Annotated in this window: 19 protein-coding genes; all 19 read left to right on the forward strand. The window is 47.4% G+C overall.

Translation table 11 applies throughout. From position 1 onward, the window contains the following. The first annotated feature begins 187 nt into the window (after positions 1-187). Positions 188-892 (forward strand): endonuclease, encoded by a 705-nt coding sequence (locus PG915_RS22720; RefSeq protein ID WP_088878419.1) that lies wholly within the window; start codon positions 188-190, stop codon positions 890-892. 1,796 nt (positions 893-2,688) lie between these two features. Then, the gene (locus PG915_RS22725; protein WP_353499241.1) at positions 2,689-3,333 is read left to right on the forward strand and encodes a hypothetical protein; all 645 of its coding nucleotides are present in this window, start codon (positions 2,689-2,691) and stop codon (positions 3,331-3,333) included. A 163-nt stretch (positions 3,334-3,496) separates the two neighbouring features. Beyond that, on the forward strand, positions 3,497-3,793 hold the full coding sequence (locus PG915_RS22730) for an HP1 family phage holin (protein ID WP_088878424.1): 297 nt from the start codon (positions 3,497-3,499) through the stop codon (positions 3,791-3,793). Then, positions 3,780-4,304 carry a lysozyme gene (locus tag PG915_RS22735; protein ID WP_353499242.1) on the forward strand — a complete coding sequence of 175 codons (525 nt, stop codon included), beginning with the start codon at positions 3,780-3,782 and terminating at the stop codon, positions 4,302-4,304. The genes PG915_RS22730 and PG915_RS22735 overlap by 14 nt, the downstream gene beginning before the upstream one ends. Positions 4,305-4,382: 78 nt before the next feature. Further along, positions 4,383-5,084, forward strand: a complete 702-nt coding sequence (locus tag PG915_RS22740) for a phage antirepressor KilAC domain-containing protein (protein ID WP_353499243.1) — start codon at positions 4,383-4,385, stop codon at positions 5,082-5,084. After that, positions 5,085-5,351 (forward strand): hypothetical protein, encoded by a 267-nt coding sequence (locus PG915_RS22745; protein WP_353499244.1) that lies wholly within the window; start codon positions 5,085-5,087, stop codon positions 5,349-5,351. Positions 5,352-5,434: 83 nt separating this feature from the next. Next, positions 5,435-5,842, forward strand: a complete 408-nt coding sequence (locus PG915_RS22750) for a hypothetical protein (protein ID WP_353499245.1) — start codon at positions 5,435-5,437, stop codon at positions 5,840-5,842. A 385-nt stretch (positions 5,843-6,227) separates the two neighbouring features. Continuing rightward, positions 6,228-6,806, forward strand: a complete 579-nt coding sequence (locus PG915_RS22755) for a hypothetical protein (RefSeq protein ID WP_353499246.1) — start codon at positions 6,228-6,230, stop codon at positions 6,804-6,806. Further along, positions 6,790-8,628 carry a terminase gpA endonuclease subunit gene (locus tag PG915_RS22760; protein ID WP_353499247.1) on the forward strand — a complete coding sequence of 613 codons (1,839 nt, stop codon included), beginning with the start codon at positions 6,790-6,792 and terminating at the stop codon, positions 8,626-8,628. Before PG915_RS22755 ends, PG915_RS22760 begins: the two co-directional genes overlap by 17 nt. Beyond that, complete coding sequence (gpW, locus tag PG915_RS22765) at positions 8,628-8,861, forward strand: gpW family head-tail joining protein (protein WP_107307552.1); 234 nt, start codon at positions 8,628-8,630, stop codon at positions 8,859-8,861. The genes PG915_RS22760 and gpW overlap by 1 nt, the downstream gene beginning before the upstream one ends. A gap of 107 nt (positions 8,862-8,968) precedes the next feature. Further along, the gene (locus tag PG915_RS22770) at positions 8,969-10,216 is read left to right on the forward strand and encodes a phage portal protein (protein ID WP_420884638.1); all 1,248 of its coding nucleotides are present in this window, start codon (positions 8,969-8,971) and stop codon (positions 10,214-10,216) included. Then, the gene (locus PG915_RS22775) at positions 10,164-11,300 is read left to right on the forward strand and encodes a S49 family peptidase (protein ID WP_353499248.1); all 1,137 of its coding nucleotides are present in this window, start codon (positions 10,164-10,166) and stop codon (positions 11,298-11,300) included. Before PG915_RS22770 ends, PG915_RS22775 begins: the two co-directional genes overlap by 53 nt. A 72-nt stretch (positions 11,301-11,372) precedes the next feature. Continuing rightward, positions 11,373-11,636, forward strand: coding sequence for a hypothetical protein (locus PG915_RS22780; RefSeq protein ID WP_353499249.1), 264 nt, complete (start codon positions 11,373-11,375; stop codon positions 11,634-11,636). Positions 11,637-11,696: 60 nt separating this feature from the next. Further along, complete coding sequence (locus tag PG915_RS22785; RefSeq protein WP_353499250.1) at positions 11,697-12,680, forward strand: major capsid protein; 984 nt, start codon at positions 11,697-11,699, stop codon at positions 12,678-12,680. 49 nt (positions 12,681-12,729) lie between these two features. After that, positions 12,730-13,026: a hypothetical protein gene (locus PG915_RS22790; protein WP_353499251.1), complete on the forward strand. Its 297-nt coding sequence runs from the start codon at positions 12,730-12,732 to the stop codon at positions 13,024-13,026. 11 nt (positions 13,027-13,037) lie between these two features. Next, the gene (locus PG915_RS22795; RefSeq protein ID WP_353499252.1) at positions 13,038-13,655 is read left to right on the forward strand and encodes a phage tail protein; all 618 of its coding nucleotides are present in this window, start codon (positions 13,038-13,040) and stop codon (positions 13,653-13,655) included. Between the two features lie 2 nt (positions 13,656-13,657). Further along, positions 13,658-14,053, forward strand: coding sequence for a phage tail terminator protein (gpU, locus tag PG915_RS22800; protein ID WP_353499253.1), 396 nt, complete (start codon positions 13,658-13,660; stop codon positions 14,051-14,053). Positions 14,054-14,056: 3 nt separating this feature from the next. After that, entirely contained in the window at positions 14,057-14,620 is a 564-nt protein-coding gene (locus PG915_RS22805) for a phage tail tube protein (RefSeq protein WP_107307544.1), read from the forward strand. Beyond that, entirely contained in the window at positions 14,617-15,039 is a 423-nt protein-coding gene (locus PG915_RS22810) for a phage minor tail protein domain-containing protein (protein ID WP_353499254.1), read from the forward strand. Before PG915_RS22805 ends, PG915_RS22810 begins: the two co-directional genes overlap by 4 nt. Positions 15,040-15,335: the final 296 nt, after the last annotated feature.

Raw genomic sequence — 15,335 nt, forward strand, 5'->3', positions numbered from 1 at the left:
GCATTGGGAATCGTTTGGTCATAGGGATAAAAAAGCATCGGAGTCGCTTACCTGTGTAGCCAGGATTAGAAATGAGATGTTGTTGTACATTTTCTTTCAAGGTTGTGATTTCAAGCATGAGAAATCACTTCAAAAGCTTCACTGCAACCTAAGCTTAGGCTGACAACAAAATAACGTCGGAGGCAAAATGAATAGAAATAATTTTATCGATCTCGCTGGTGGTGTGTATGAAAACACTAAATACTACACACAATGGAGTGGTACTCAGAAGTCTGAGAACTTTTGGAGTTTCTTTGATGATACGACAGATGACTACATTCATTCGGTGTATGCGGGCGTACCGGTGGATTTGCTCAAGCGAAAACGCATGTACAGTATCGAGCACATTATCCCCAAATCATTCCTCAAAACCTATTTGGGTAAAATAGGGGCTGAAGAGACCGTGATTAAGGGCTCTACAACCAACCCGCTTAACTTTGCTGCGGCACACAGAAATATTAATTCCGCGCGTTGGAACTGGCCTTTCGATGTGGAAGATGATCGCATAGTAAGAAGCTACCAGATCGACATGAAGGGGATCTACTCTGACTTTGGCTTAGACAATGAAAAGGAATGGGTTATCCCGATAAGAACACAAGGGGATTTAGCTCGGTCCATCCTATATATGTGTTTGGTCTATGGGATCTCTGAATTGTATGGGGAGCACCTGAATGTGTATCGAAACTGGGCGAAGTTAGATCCACCCAACATTTGGGAGTTAAAGTACAACGACTGGGTCGCTGAGAAATTGGGAATCAGAAATCCACTGGTCGCAGACTACAATAACCCAGCTCAGGCTTTTGAGTTATTGAATGATGATCAATTAATGAGTTCAATACTACTTCATCGCTGAACGTAGGTGTAATCAGAGTAGTGGGTATCGATGATCCTTCTATAAAAGGAACGGGTTTCCAATTTTAAATTGGGACACCTAGGGCTGAAGCGGGAAGTAGGAATGAGTTGGGGTGGGAGATAGTAGAGTGTTCTGGGAGGCTTAATGGACCCTATAATTTTCCTATTTTCCTATTTTCCTATTTTCCTATTTTTCTTACTGCCATTCGAACTCATTGTGTTCTTTTGCTTGACTTCAAAGGTTGGGAGAAAGCTTGCTCACAAAACGAGACTTGCGGCAGTAAAAGGCTTGCTAGTTTTTGCAGGTGTGAGCGTATTTGTTGTCCTTCACTTGCTCAATGTCTCGGCGCTTTGGCTAGTTCTTTCCGCGTTTGCAACGATTGATGTTGTTAGAAGAACCAGTTTATGCCGAGACTGTATGATGTTTTCTTATAGTACGAGCGTGTTGAAACGACAGACACGATGTCCGTATTGTTCTAGTAAAAAGCTAGATTAAGTAAACAATAGGAGATTCGTTTAGCAGAACATTTTCTTGTTAACATCTTAAAGGTGATTGATAATCAACACCTTTTTCGTGCCTAGAAGATGAATGTATCTGAACTAGGGTCTATGCCCTCAGAATAACCGACAAACATTGTTCTTAGACTCTTCGTCACTATCTTTGTAAAAATGATGTTGAGGTTCACCGTTCATTAGGAGAACGAAAAGCTTCCTTTCCAGATAAACCCCCACTAAGTAATGATCTTTAGGTATTTGGTATATCGGCTTCATTGCGTTTTCGTCTTCACACAAGAATCTGACGTGCAAAAGCTTCACTTTTCTGAGACCGACCATAGTATTACCTTCAATGAAGCCTCCGAACGGCGCTTTAAATGTATCTCCATTTCTCAGTAAAGCTGCCACAGTGCCGTCGTTTCTTTTGTTGTTTCCAATGGGTCCATGCACGTTGATTCGATCGATTCGATACGCATCATTGACCTGTATAGAGTAAAACATATAGGAATAAAATATCTGTACATACATACAGTATTGCTTTGATTCAACGCTTTGTCCAGATGAAACTCAGGGAGCTAAGTTTGATTGCTTGCTTTTTTATGATACGAATGTCCTGGGTAAAATAGTAAATGGATCATCATACACAGTGTCGTTTGATGTAGGTAAGGTTGTTGATGGTGAGGTTAATACACCTTGAGGAGGGCGCTAACAATGTTATACCTGGTGGTTAGTTTAAATCTAATAAGTCTCACTTTGACGATATTGATATCGTACAATTTGATAAAGATATCGGCTCCAAAAAAGCAAAGAAATATCTATCACTTCTTGAACGTTACTACTGGGATCCTAGCTTACTTTACATTTTATTATTTCAATCAACACTTCGGAAGTGGAGATTTTACCACTGAGCTGCAGGCATTTATCATTATGGGGCTGTTAATTGGTGTCGTGATAACGTGTTTTAACTCGTCTTTTTGTCCGAGTTGCCGAAAACTCGCTTATTCTAAGACTTTATGGTCTAAACCCAAAAAGTGTAATCACTGCGGTAAAAAAATACCTAACAAGCTAGGTTAAAAGGATTTCTCTATGTCGAACTGCCCAGTAAAGATGAGATTGAGCATCCCATCCAGACCAACTTAAGCTTAATGACTAGGTCTCAGAAGTGCACCTTGTCAATCTTAGAAGAGAAGTCGTGTAACTTGGTTTTCTTTGATTGAAATCCAGTCACCTCTAAGCGGCCTTGGCCGCTTTTTTAAAGTTGTGTATATTTATACAGTGTTTGAGTAATCAAGGAATGGATCAATGGGTTTCGTCATCGCTCTCGAACGCTGGCCAATGTCAGCCGCAATCAGCTTAGCTACGAAAGGATTAAACACCAGAAATGCCCTTGAAATGCGAGGAGGTGGTTTCGATGCGGTGGATCTCGAAATTGGTATAAGGCTTGATGGCGCCAAAGTACTGAGAGCCGTTGATGCAATGCATGAACATTTAACGGATTGGAGTTATTTCGCTTACGCCTCTCCTGGTTGGAGTAATCATGGAAACCGAGTGCGCTTAGTTGACAGTATCGCTGCTGACTGGGTGTTCGATAATTTAGCGAAAGGCGTTCTCATCCAGAAAAGAACTTACGATAAAATGGCCTCTCTCATTCCCTATATTGCTGGTGGGTTAGCTATTGAACTGTCGAGCGGTGCCAAGACCGAAGTTAAGAGTGGTGAAGTGAGGTATGTCTCGAATCTCTCTCGTTCAACGTTCATTGCTCTCCTCGTGGAGTTCGAATGTAAGGTGAAGAGTGTTTTCAGTGAAGGCTACAAGAAAAAGCGTAAGCGCTATTACCAAAATAATTGGAAAAGATGGCAAGCACATATTGAGATGATTCGAGGTATTGTCGTTCGCTATGACAACGCTGCTCAAAAAAGCTTCGAAAAGCACTTGAATAAAAAATGATGGCAGATTACTGTATGAATTCCTAGTATGGATAAATACACATGAAAGTCGCTCAGGTCACATTGAGCGGCTTTTTTTATGCCCAGAGTCTTATTCGTAGTCGTCGGGCTATTTCACAACCCACCTCGCTTTTGCAGGTGGGTTTTCTTTTGATGAGGCGTTTATGTTTGAGCATCTTAGCGCTGCAGTGAAGCGCCACAAGGTGAAAGTCGTCTGTGCAGTATTCCTGACCACTATGATGGTCATTATCGCCACCAAAGGTGACAGGATAACGGCTGTGTTTGGAAGCGTGACCGCCACCTTAGGCGCGTTTGGCTTAAGTAATTGGTCCGTGGTGATTGGTATATTTTGTACGGTCACTACCTCGGTCGCTACCGTGGTAACGAACCTGGTTTACAGAAAGAAGCTGTTAGCACTCCAAGAGAAACATCTTAAGGAGAAAGCGAATGAAACATACTAAGACAATCGTGTGCTCTGTGGGTGCCGCTATCGCGTTATTGTTGACTGGTATTGTGCCGAATGAGGTCATCGTGTCGAAAAAGGGGCTTGAATTGATTGGAAATGCTGAGCAGTGCCGCTTAACGCCTTATACATGTCCAGCAGGCCATATAACGAATGGGATAGGGAATACGCATGAGGTCTCAAACGAAACGATCACGCTTAAAAAAGCAACCAAGGACTGGGCAAAGAATATAGAAGATGCTCAACGTTGTTTACAGCAGGCGCTTCCTAATACGCGCGTGACTCAGGGACAGTACGATGCTTTTACTTCTTTTATCTTCAATACAGGTTGCACTCGATTCAAACACAATCGCAATGGGACAAAGACTCAGATTTATCAGTACGTGTTGAAAGGAAAGTATATCGCGGCCTGCCACCAGCTTAATCGTTGGATCTATGGGGGCGGTGTCAAATTGAAAGGTCTAGTTATTCGTAGGCAGAAAGAAACGGAACTTTGCCTGAGTAGATAAAGCAACAGAAAGAGTAAAGCTCTGAGTTCGGCCTAAGGGCTTTGTTGTATACATTGTACTTTAAGAGGAATGGACGTGATGAAACCTATCGTACATGAAAATGAACTGACAATGAGTAGTCTGGAAATTTCTGAAATAACGGGAAAGAGACATGATCACGTTATTCGTGATATCTCAAATATGCTGGTAACGTTGGACATCGACGCTCCCCAAATTTGGGGAACGCAGATATATGGTAACAATAACACTCGCAAGGTTGCTCTTTTGAACAAAGAACTAACCATTACGTTGATCTCCGGCTATGACGTAAAAATGAGGCACGCCATAACGAAGCGTTGGCTTGAGCTAGAAAATAAACAAAGCGTTACGTTGCCAAACTTTACTAATCCAGCAGAAGCCGCGCGAGCCTGGGCTGATGAAGTGGAACAAAAACAAGTCGCCGAGCAACAGCTAATAGAACAAAAACCAAAAGTCGAGTTCTACGACAATTTGGTAGAACGCCATGCCTTAATGACCGCTACTCAAGTCGCACAAAAGCACAACATATCGGCCGTCAAACTGAACCGGTTTCTAGAAGAGATTGGTGGGGTATACGACGGTAGGGTCAAACGTGGCCGCGTTTTCACTCAATCGTTTATCCAACAAAAACTTGGAGAGCTGAAACAGACTGAGCTGGGGTATTCTCAGGCTCTGTTCACTCCTGCTGCTGAAATGTGGGTGGCGGAACGCCTATATTCAGAAGGCATCGTATCAAGTAGCTACAAAAGCTGGATGCAGTAGGTGAACTCACGTGCTCTTTCTACCAAACTGATGACGACGGGTCCATTACTCGTTTCAATATTATTGAACTATGAAAAAAAGGAGATAAGCGAGAAAATTCGTTTAATGTTCGGTGATGACAAAGCTAGGGAAAAGTTTTCCCCAGCTCGAGATAGTCAAAGTCGAGTGGACTATTACAACCTTCCCGAGCTTGAATCTAAAATGTTCGTCGCGAAGCACAACCAAGAAAAGCTAGATGCAGTAGGTGACCTCACGTGCTCTTTCTAACCAAACTGATGACGACGGGTCCATTACTCGTCTCAATACTTCTCGGATTGTTCTTGTGGTTGGCAAGGGGGGAGGTTGAAGACATGACCCTCAAACTCGAAACGCAAACCAGCCTAATCGCACTCAAGCAAACAGAACTCGACACAATCACCGCCACCAATCGCTCTCTAGACCAAACCATCACGACCCTAAAACATCAGCTCATCGAACATCAACAGTTGGCGCAACAATTACGCCAGTACAACGCCAGCATTGATAGAGAACTTCAACAAACGATTTCTGAATTGGAGAACCTTACCCGTGACAAACCCGTTACCAATGCGTGTCAGCTTAGCTTTAGCGACGCTGAGTATGACCGGATGCAGCAGTTTTACCGCGACACCTCAAGAACGTCTGATCTACCGGAGCAACGAAGTGCTGATGTTTCCACCTCCGGCCTTGCTCCTCGTCCCAGTGATGCCAATCAAAGAGCCCTTACCCAAGGTGATTAACAACCGAAATCTAGGAGAGATCCGAAACCGAGATCTCATCTGGCGAGCGTCTATGTACAAATGTATTAACCAAATTGATGAGACACGAAAGTGGGTCGAGAAGAAGCAAGCGGAAGAGTAGTGAGGTAAGGCGATAATAAACACGTCGATATTATCTTCACCTTCATTGTTAGCGCCATGCGTCTCCTAGGTTGACGCCACTAGCAGCATTGAAGGTGAGGTCTTCATTTAAATGCTTCAATAACAGAGGCTTATAGAGCGGCTTGAGGCTTAAGGTACTTCTCGCCTAGGGGGCAATTTCTACGGGGGGGAAACGCCCGGGCTCAGACAACTTTTTTTAATTTTTTTTGCTCTTACCGGTTCCGGTTTTTCGGGGTTGTTCACTATGACTGAAGCAGCATTGGCGATGGCGTTGGGCGTTTCCAATAAAACGGTCTACAACGCGAAGCAAAAAGGCTTCAAGCCTGAAATGACGGGCGATGGCAAAGTAGATGTAAAAGCGTCAATTCGCGTGTATGTACGTTTTCAATCGAACCAAATAAGGGATCTTAGCGCGCAAAAAAGATCCGGAAAGACCGGAAACAGTCACAGTGATATTCACTCGTCAACGGAAGGTGTCGATTGGAAAGCCGAAAAGGACAAACAGCACGCCATTAAACTCAAACTCGCAAACCAGCAAGCGGTTGGTGAACTTGTACCCGCTGAAGCCATGATTGAGCTTTACAACGGCCCGTTGTCATTCTGCAGAAACAAGTTGATGGGACTACCCTCTGAAATTCAGCGTCGAACGGAAGTGGAGCCAGAGCTGCTCAAGGAGATAGAGGAAGTCGTGCGGGAAGCGCTTGAACGCTTAGGGGAAAAGGGCGCTGATGAACTTCAAGAAGTTATCGAGACAATACTCGAGCGCTATTCGCACTATTATTGTGCCGTTGAAGAAGAAGAGGATAGTGGATTGGACGATTGAGAACGAGAATCCTCATGCGCAGATCTATCGACCTAAAGTCTTTCAACGGGCGTGGTTAGAAGCCCTCGAACATCCCTACATCGAAACCAGTGTTCTTCAGAAAAGTGCGCGTGTTGGTTACGCTATCTTTATGAACTCCTCCGTGGGTTGGATCATTTGTAACGATCCCGGCAATATCATGATTGCTCAGAACACAGAGAACGATGCTGATAAGTTCTCGGCCAATGAAGTCGGGAAGGTGCTTAACCATTGTTCAGCCGTTCGTCAGCAACTTTTCGGCAAAAACACCGCGAAAGAGAAGAGTTTCCTTGGTGGAGAACTCGGTATTGTTTGGGCCACCTCGGCTAACTCATTTCGAATGGCAACCATTCGCTATCTGTTTCTTGATGAGGTGTCTGGGTATCCGGATAACGTCGATGGGGAAGGTGACCCTATTGACTTGGCGATGGTACGAACTGAAACCGAAGCACAACGAAAAATCGTCATGGGCTCTACCCCCAAAGAGAAAGGCACCTGCAAGATCAGCCGGGAATTCAAACTCGGTGATCAGAGATATTTCTATGTGCCTTGTCCTCACTGCCAACATAAGCAGAGACTGAAACTCGACAATTTTCGCTACGATGCCAATGACTTTAAGTCTGCTCATTTCGTCTGTGAGGCGTGTGGAGAAGGGATTTATGAACACCATAAGCACGGCATCCTGAATCAAGGCGAGTGGAGAGCAACACGTGAATTCACCTGTTGCGACACGCATCAGGTACCCGAAACATGGGACCATACAGGCACGGCCCTCTGTGCTATTTGTGGCAAGCCCGGAGACAAAAACGAACGAGATAAGGTTAACGCCAGCTGGCACATTTGGTCGGCTTACAATGACAACCCAAACACATCCCTCGCTTCGATCGCCGCTGAATACGAGAAGGCCAAGAAAGACAGCGCGAAAATGCAGACGTTCATGAATACCAGGTGCGGCGTTCCGTATTCGGATGCGGGTGAACACTACAAGCTGAAAGGTTTTGAACAACTCTACATCCGAAGGGAGCTCTTTAATCCCGAGAGTCAGTTACCCAAGGCGACTCGATGCATTCTTGGGTCGGTTGATACGCAAAAGTACCGATTTGAATATCACCTTTGGGCCGTAGGGGAAAATGGGGAAACGTGGGCCTTGGATTACGGTGCCGTCCATGGCGATCCTGAAGAGGAGGAGACACAAACCCACCTGATAGAAAAGCTGACCCAACCCTTTTCGCAGGTGGATGGTCGGCAGCTGGTCGCCTATGCGGTCGTGATGGACTGTAATGGCCATGCCTGGAAGGCCATGCTTGAGTTTGTGGCGCCTTATCAAGGGTGGCTCTACGCCATTCGAGGCGATGCCTATGGCAAAAACAAATTTAAAACCGACCTCACGTTGTCTTATAGCGTGCACAAAGAGGTGGGGTGTGAGTATCGAACCATCAATGTTCACCAACTGAAAAACAAAGCCGCTGAACGATTAAACCTTACTAAGTTTGGCAAGAATTACGTCCACTATCCCAATACTGAGTCGTTCAACCTTGATTACTTCCAAATGCTAACGGCGGAGCACCTGATTGGCAGTGGGAGCAATGTGAAATGGGACATCAAACCCGGGCACAAGCGCAACGAGCCCTGGGATCTACTGGTGTACTTTCTCTGGCTGTATGAATACTTGCGACCCACCATTCGTCTTGCCAGTCCTGATAGGCCGCTCGGGTTGCGTCACCTTCATGCAGAGCAAGCCCAATCTGACGAGCTCGAGTCGTATCACGATGGCTATGAGCTCTCTGACTATGAGAATTACTGATGACCATCTACGCCAGCCAAGCCAACCTCGACAAGGTTCAACAGGCCATTACCGAACTGATTGAAGGGAAGCGTCAAGTCAAAGTTGAATACGTCACCAGTGATGGATTTAAAAATGCGTTCGAGTATGCGCAAGTCAATCTAACCGAACTACGACACATCGAGCGAGCGATGCAAGAGTCGCTGAACCCGTTGCCACTGATGGACAGCATTGAAGTGGAGATCAAGTTTTGAGTTATTCCACGACCGCAGAGTCTCCGTTGTTTTCTGATGCGCAATCGCACGACAACACTCGCAGTGAAACCGCGCTTGTCAAAGAGATCAAGGCTAGCCATCACTTGTTGAGAAACAACCCCGTCGTACGTATTGGGGCGACGCGTTTTCGGGCCAGCTGTATTGGCAATGGGGCGACGCCAGTGTTTGACCCTAGTGTGTACCCCGACGCCTTCGTTACGGCGTTTAAACACTGGACGCATTATTGTGATTTCTCTGGGTACGCAAACTTTGCCGGGGTTCAAGCCCTCGCAATTATGACGGCCATCGTGGAAGGTCGCGCTTTTATCGTGCGGCGCCGAACCACCAATTTCATTCCCTTGCAGCTCGAAGTGGTGAGTCCAACCGGTATGGCGAGCGAACTCGAAGAACCTGGGCGCAATGGTTACATACGAGGGGGTATCCACTACGCGAAGAATGGGAAAGCGAAGCGCTACGCTTTCTTCAAACTCCCTAAAGACCACCCCGATTTTTCAGACACGGACGTGAACTGGCTGCCTGTCGAGGATGTGATTGATATACGCGATGTCTTTCATCCAGGGCAGTCGGGTGCACAGCCATGGATCACGGCAGGCGCCGATTTTGCGAAGCAATACAAGGATAACCAAACCGTCGAAATTAAATCCCGTATGAAGCGCCAAGGGCAACAAGTCTATGCCTTGAAAGAGGCGGAGCCACAACCGCATGGACATGCACCTGGCCAACAGACGGAGAAGGAAAAACTCATCGTCAGAGCAGGGGATCTGACGGTCTTGAATGGCGTTAAAGACATAAAAACCGCATCGCCACCTGAAATCACCGGAAATTACCAAGAGCACAACAACCAAGTGCTGAGAATGATTTCGGGGTTATTTGGGATCCCTTTTGAAATGCTCACGGGTGACTTAACGCAGGTCAATTACTCGTCGATAAGAGCAGGGATGATCAACCACCGCCGGTTTATCGCTCAGTTTCGAACCATCTACCTTGAGCCTGCCTTCAATAAAGTGATTCGGTGGTTCTGTGAAGGGTATCACCTTACGCCAGAGCCTGAACTCACGGCCTTTTTTGATAACCCTTATCCCTATATTACCCCGCAATGGGTGTGGCCGGAGTGGGAAGAAATCGACCCACTTAAGGCGGCGAAGGCGCTTGCCCAAGAATTGCAGTTGGACATTATTTCGATGGAGAAAATCGCCAACCAACGTGGCAGCACGTTGGAGCAACACCTAGACAGCGTCCAGCGCAGCAAACAGGCTGTCGAAGAGAGAGGAATTATTCCCAATGAGACACCTATTGCAGTTACTGACGAGCCAAGTGATGATGATGACGACTGATGCCCATCAGTCTTACTACCACGCCCTTCTCGACTACTACAAACACCCCACACAGTTCCTAGCGGAAGGCGCTGTGGGGGCGCGTTCAAGAGACGATTCCCTCTGTCATTTGGCCGTTTTTGGTCCCACGACCCATCGGTTTCGAGGTGTGGATGCCAATTGTGACGTGATTCGCTGCTACCGGGACATTCGGGCTGATCTTGCCGAGGCGGTGGCCGATGAGGCGATCACACACATCCTGATTGAGTTTGACGGACCGGGAGGGGAAGGAAGCGGCTTGTTTGATCTACTCGATTACATGAGCGAAGTAAAACAGTCCAAACCCATCATTGGCTTTATCAACGGCGCTTCTTTTTCTGCCAATTACGCCATCGCGAGTCAGTGCACCGAGCTCTATATGACACCCCACAGTGTAGGTGGCTCCATCGGGGCCATTTATTGCCGGGAAGAGCGCTGTGAGAGCGAGACCAAAGTTCACTATATCACCTCGGGTGAGGCCAAAGCGGACGGTCAGCCTTACCTGTCCATGACCGAGTCAGAGCTTAAGCGCTGGCAAACGTTGATTACCGAGACCGCTCATACGTTCTTTGAGCGTGTGGCAGACGCGCGACACCTCAAACCTGAGGACGTCGAAGCCCTTCAAGCCAATATCTTCAGCGCCGACAAAATGCTCGAGCTAGGGCTGATTGATGGCATCAAAACCGAAGAGGAAATCAAAATGATGATGTCCACCGCCAAGCATCAGCGGATCGTCGCTGAGCTTCACGCCGAGCATGAGCAAGACATGCAGGCGCTTCACCATACCAACCAACAGCTCTCCCAACAGATAGAACAAATCCAGGCCGATGCGAAAGCGTTAGGAGACAACCAACTCCGCCTTCTTAAACAAGTCGATCAGCTTGCCGAGTCAGCCGGTGTGCGCGATATCGCCGCTGAGCTGGTGGTTCAAGGGGCCGATTTAGTCACCGCTAAGGAGAAAATTAAAACCGAAGCCGCTAAGCGAGATGAAACGTTATCGCTGAGTTCAAACCTAGAAGATCAAGACAACACCTTCGACATGACCCAACTGATAAAGGAAGCCTAACTCATGATTAATTCCATCGTTAAACCCGTCTCACACTCGCTCATCTTGCTCTGGACGCATGAACGAGGGGAGATGTGCAACAAAACTATCTCTGCGGCTGCCCAGTGGCCGATGGGGACTCTGGTGGACAAACACGGAGCAAAGATAGACCCGACCACGGCGTCATGGGATGCCAGTCAAGCGTATGGTATCCACATGCAAAAAGGTCAGGTGTACTGGGCGAACTCGGTCTTTAACGATCTGTACCTGCATTGGCCGACGGGCATGAGTGACGGAGACAAACAGGATGTGATTGATCATCTTGAAAGCCAGTTCCTCTTCATTAAGCAAGCGTAACGATAACTCACTTGGAACGCGTCGCGTTCCTACACTCATTTCGAAAAGGTAACCTGCGTTATGGACCAGATTTTTGACCATGAAGCGTTCCAGCTTCATAACTTAACCACCGCGTACAACTACTCAACACCGATTGAGTCAGATGTACTCGATATGTTCATTACTGATCCCGTAGAACACCGCACGGTCATGTTGGTGAAATCGGGTCACTACCTCCAAGTATTGATGCCTGGTGAAATTGGACAACACCCAAATATCGATACGCATAACCCGGAAGAAGCGGTGCCTGTCGTACTGATCCGTTACCCGTTTGATAGTGCCATCGTTCCTGATGATCTCAGTCGCATCAAATCCCTGAAAAACAAAAAGGTTCAGGCCCAAGATTTGGCCACTCTGACTAAGTCGCACATGGGAAAACATCGGGCTAACCACCGTTATACCGCCGCCTTTACGGCGTATTCTGCGCTGAAAGGCATCATTAAAAACAAGAAAGGCGACGTGCTTGTTAATCTTCATCGTGTGATGGGCACGACCCAGCGTCGACTGGATCTGAAGTTAGGGACGGCAACGACAGATATCCCTAAGCTGTTGCAAGATCTTGCTAAGAAAAATCGAGAGCTTTGCAAAGACTACGGTCACATGCTTCAAAGCGGAACCACCGTTCGCATTGGCTCAGACATGATCTACAAAGTGCTCACGCATCAGTCCGTGGTCGAGTTTTATGGCGCGGAGCTTCACCCAAGGCTACTGGTGAAATGGGCGGATGACCCAAATCGAATCAAGATTTGTGGGGTTGATTTCATTGCAGATGAAGTGGAAGAAGTGGTGGAGAAGGGCGCCAGCTATCCGAATGTCCAGTCGGGGTTGTTCTCAATGCTACGAGCACCCGCCGATGTGTTGAGCGGCGGTACCAAAAATCGTGAATGTTACATCACCACCGAACCGAAAAAGCACGATGAGGGATTAGAAATCCGCTCTCGCGCTATCTACCTCCCTATTGTACGAAACCCACAGCTTATCTGTGAAGTTCACTCTTCTAACTAACCTTGGCGTCTCTTATTACTGAAAGGACGCTGTTGGCTTAGGGGCCACCATGAATGTTGATGATATTGTCGCTAGGACTCAAGACGTGATTTGGGAAACGCATGGAGAGCGCGTGATGATAGGACAAAGAGGCCCTTACTTGGCCCTCCGAGAAGAAAACGCCATCTCACTAGAGGCGATGCAGGCATCGAGCTATTACCTGATTTTCAAAGCGAACTCTGGTGTACAAGCCAGCCCCAACGAGGTGATTACTTTTTTGGAAAGCGGGAACATTGCGGCATGTGTGGTGCCGTCATTTCGAGCGAACTACAAAGTGGTCGTGCAATACGAGCCCATCCCTAATTGATAGGCATGCCGATGGCGAAATTTCATCAACGAGCGCCCCTCTCAGCTCAAATCGATGCGGCGACCAAAACACTCGCACAACTCTCAAAAACAGCGGTACCGAACGCGGTTTATCGGAGCATCAATGCGGTCGGGAGGGTGTCAGAGCGTCATACCATCAAAGGCATCGCAAAAGCAGAGAAGGTGCCCCAAAAAGCGATTCGACCACGTATCCAGCCCATCAAGAAAGCGAAGGCTCGTTCGCCGTCGCGTAAGACCAAAGTGAGATTGGCGCCGCTGATGGCGAGCCGATTAGGCAAAGTGCGTCAGACGAGGAAGGGGGTGAGTGTTGGCCGACATCGTTTTCGCGGTGCTTTCGTTGCCGATGGCAGTAAAGGGTATGGACGATATATCAAAAAGGGAGCGCGGCAATTAGGTAAAAAGCCGTATCAAACGACGACCTTGGATCGAACCTTGGTTCTTCAGCGCAAAGGGAAAGGTCGCTATCCACTGGAGGCGGTCAAACTCAACATACAACATTCAACTCTCAACACCTATCGAAGCAATGTGCGCAGAGCCTATAACCAGATCTTTCCACGAGAATTGGCGACGCACCTGATTCGAGAAGTCGAGAAAATGAAAAGGCGATAACCATGGAACAAAACAAGGCATTGCGAAGTGGCGTATTGGCGCATCTCACTGAGAACTTGCCAGGCAATCTATTCAAAACGTCATTGGACGACTGGCGAATAGTCTCGGTTGAGGAAACCCCATTATTGATGGTCTATCTGGAGGACGGCGAGTTGGACAGCCAGTATATGGAAAGCGGTGAGAAATACTCAGGTGTCTTACAGGTTTCCATTTATTTAGGGACGGGTACCACGGATGCGTTGTTGGATGAAATGGGTGAGCAAATCAAGTTGGCTATGCCTGTTGCTCATCGCATCGAGGGGCTGGCCACGCTTTATCGACGTGGTTTCCGATACGAACGGAGCGAGGATGGGGTTTATCGAGCCTTGCACCTTAACCATATTTACCGATTGGAGTGAACAATGAGTAATTACGGCATGATCCCCGTCGCGGGGAAAGGCAATATCGTGAGTGTGTTAAAGAAAAATGTGTCGATAGAAACCGCGCTTTCTGCAGGAGAGGCTAACGATGCGAACTGGGACCACATTGGTTACTTGGCGGGTATTACACCAGTCACTATGACCAAAGAGGTGAACGCGGAAATCTATTTGGATAATCCTGACGGGTATACGACCAAATCGACTGGAGGTAAAGACGCGGGCGACTTGTCCTTTCAGATTGGTTACGCACCAGGGTTAGCCGTTCAGCAGCGATTGGTCGATATCTACGATGTCTCGAATGGTGAAGTGGAAAAAAACTGGTATCGCGTGAAGTCTCCAACCGAAGACCCAAACCAATACGTGGTAAATATGTACTTTGGACCAATGAGCAGTTTAGGTGCGCCAAGTTCCATCGAAAATTCTGCGGATATGAAGCGTGATATTACGGTGGCAGTTGAAGGTCGTCCTAAACTGGCTGAAGACTTTCTTCGTTCCGCTCTGACTCAACCCACTCGCTCCACCTCTCAATCGAGCTCCTCTTCATGACCTTCTTAAAGACCGCTTGCTTGAAAGTTGGGGAGCGCTCCTACACCCTGAGCGAGTTTACGGCCCTCGATAGAATTCACGATCTCGAACACGCCGTACGTCATCAAACCGAGCCCATGGAGGGGGAGGCGACGACAGAAGAGAAGCAGCAGTATCTCGTCAAGCTTGAACGAATGACATTAGACAATATGGCTCATAGCTTGGCGTTGTCATTACATCATACCTGTAAGGAAAGCGTAGTGTCGTTAGAAACCTTGGTGAAAACGGAGTGGCCACATCGCGCATTGACAGTCGCTTATGACATGCTCACAGAGCTGAATAAAGGGGAAGAGGTACCTGACGAGGATACAGGGGATGTGAAGCTGGGAAAGCGTTGGAGGCGGCTTGGACGTTTGCGCACGATCTGGCCCTGGAGCTAAAACGAATCGACGTAGAGCGATTACTGAGTGAGATATCCCTCTCCCAATATCGCCGGTGGCTCTCGTACCTGAGTAAAAATGGCCTAACGCATCGAAACCAAGAAAGGTTGCTGCAGCAATTGAATGCGGGTGTCCTCAATGCCAGCGGGAGGTTACCAACCCCAGTAACCGCCAACGACTTCGAATGGCGGGAAACCAAATCAAATAACCGTCACATTATGCAACAAAGTGTGGTCAATCAGGTCTTGAAGGAGAGGGCGTCCATATCAATTGGGTTTGAAAATGAATAAAGTTTA

This window comes from Vibrio sp. CB1-14 (assembly GCF_040412085.2).
Taxonomy (GTDB): domain Bacteria; phylum Pseudomonadota; class Gammaproteobacteria; order Enterobacterales; family Vibrionaceae; genus Vibrio; species Vibrio chaetopteri.

Coding starts and splice junctions, on each gene's coding strand:
- PG915_RS22720 (WP_088878419.1), top strand. CDS start 188: ATGAATAGAAATAATTTTATCGATCTCGCTGGTGGTGTGTATGAAAAC.
- PG915_RS22725 (WP_353499241.1), top strand. CDS start 2,689: ATGGGTTTCGTCATCGCTCTCGAACGCTGGCCAATGTCAGCCGCAATC.
- PG915_RS22730 (WP_088878424.1), top strand. CDS start 3,497: ATGTTTGAGCATCTTAGCGCTGCAGTGAAGCGCCACAAGGTGAAAGTC.
- PG915_RS22735 (WP_353499242.1), top strand. CDS start 3,780: ATGAAACATACTAAGACAATCGTGTGCTCTGTGGGTGCCGCTATCGCG.
- PG915_RS22740 (WP_353499243.1), top strand. CDS start 4,383: ATGAAACCTATCGTACATGAAAATGAACTGACAATGAGTAGTCTGGAA.
- PG915_RS22750 (WP_353499245.1), top strand. CDS start 5,435: ATGACCCTCAAACTCGAAACGCAAACCAGCCTAATCGCACTCAAGCAA.
- PG915_RS22755 (WP_353499246.1), top strand. CDS start 6,228: ATGACTGAAGCAGCATTGGCGATGGCGTTGGGCGTTTCCAATAAAACG.
- gpW (WP_107307552.1), top strand. CDS start 8,628: ATGACCATCTACGCCAGCCAAGCCAACCTCGACAAGGTTCAACAGGCC.
- PG915_RS22775 (WP_353499248.1), top strand. CDS start 10,164: ATGAGACACCTATTGCAGTTACTGACGAGCCAAGTGATGATGATGACG.
- PG915_RS22780 (WP_353499249.1), top strand. CDS start 11,373: ATGTGCAACAAAACTATCTCTGCGGCTGCCCAGTGGCCGATGGGGACT.
- PG915_RS22785 (WP_353499250.1), top strand. CDS start 11,697: ATGGACCAGATTTTTGACCATGAAGCGTTCCAGCTTCATAACTTAACC.
- PG915_RS22790 (WP_353499251.1), top strand. CDS start 12,730: ATGAATGTTGATGATATTGTCGCTAGGACTCAAGACGTGATTTGGGAA.
- PG915_RS22795 (WP_353499252.1), top strand. CDS start 13,038: ATGGCGAAATTTCATCAACGAGCGCCCCTCTCAGCTCAAATCGATGCG.
- gpU (WP_353499253.1), top strand. CDS start 13,658: ATGGAACAAAACAAGGCATTGCGAAGTGGCGTATTGGCGCATCTCACT.
- PG915_RS22805 (WP_107307544.1), top strand. CDS start 14,057: ATGAGTAATTACGGCATGATCCCCGTCGCGGGGAAAGGCAATATCGTG.
- PG915_RS22810 (WP_353499254.1), top strand. CDS start 14,617: ATGACCTTCTTAAAGACCGCTTGCTTGAAAGTTGGGGAGCGCTCCTAC.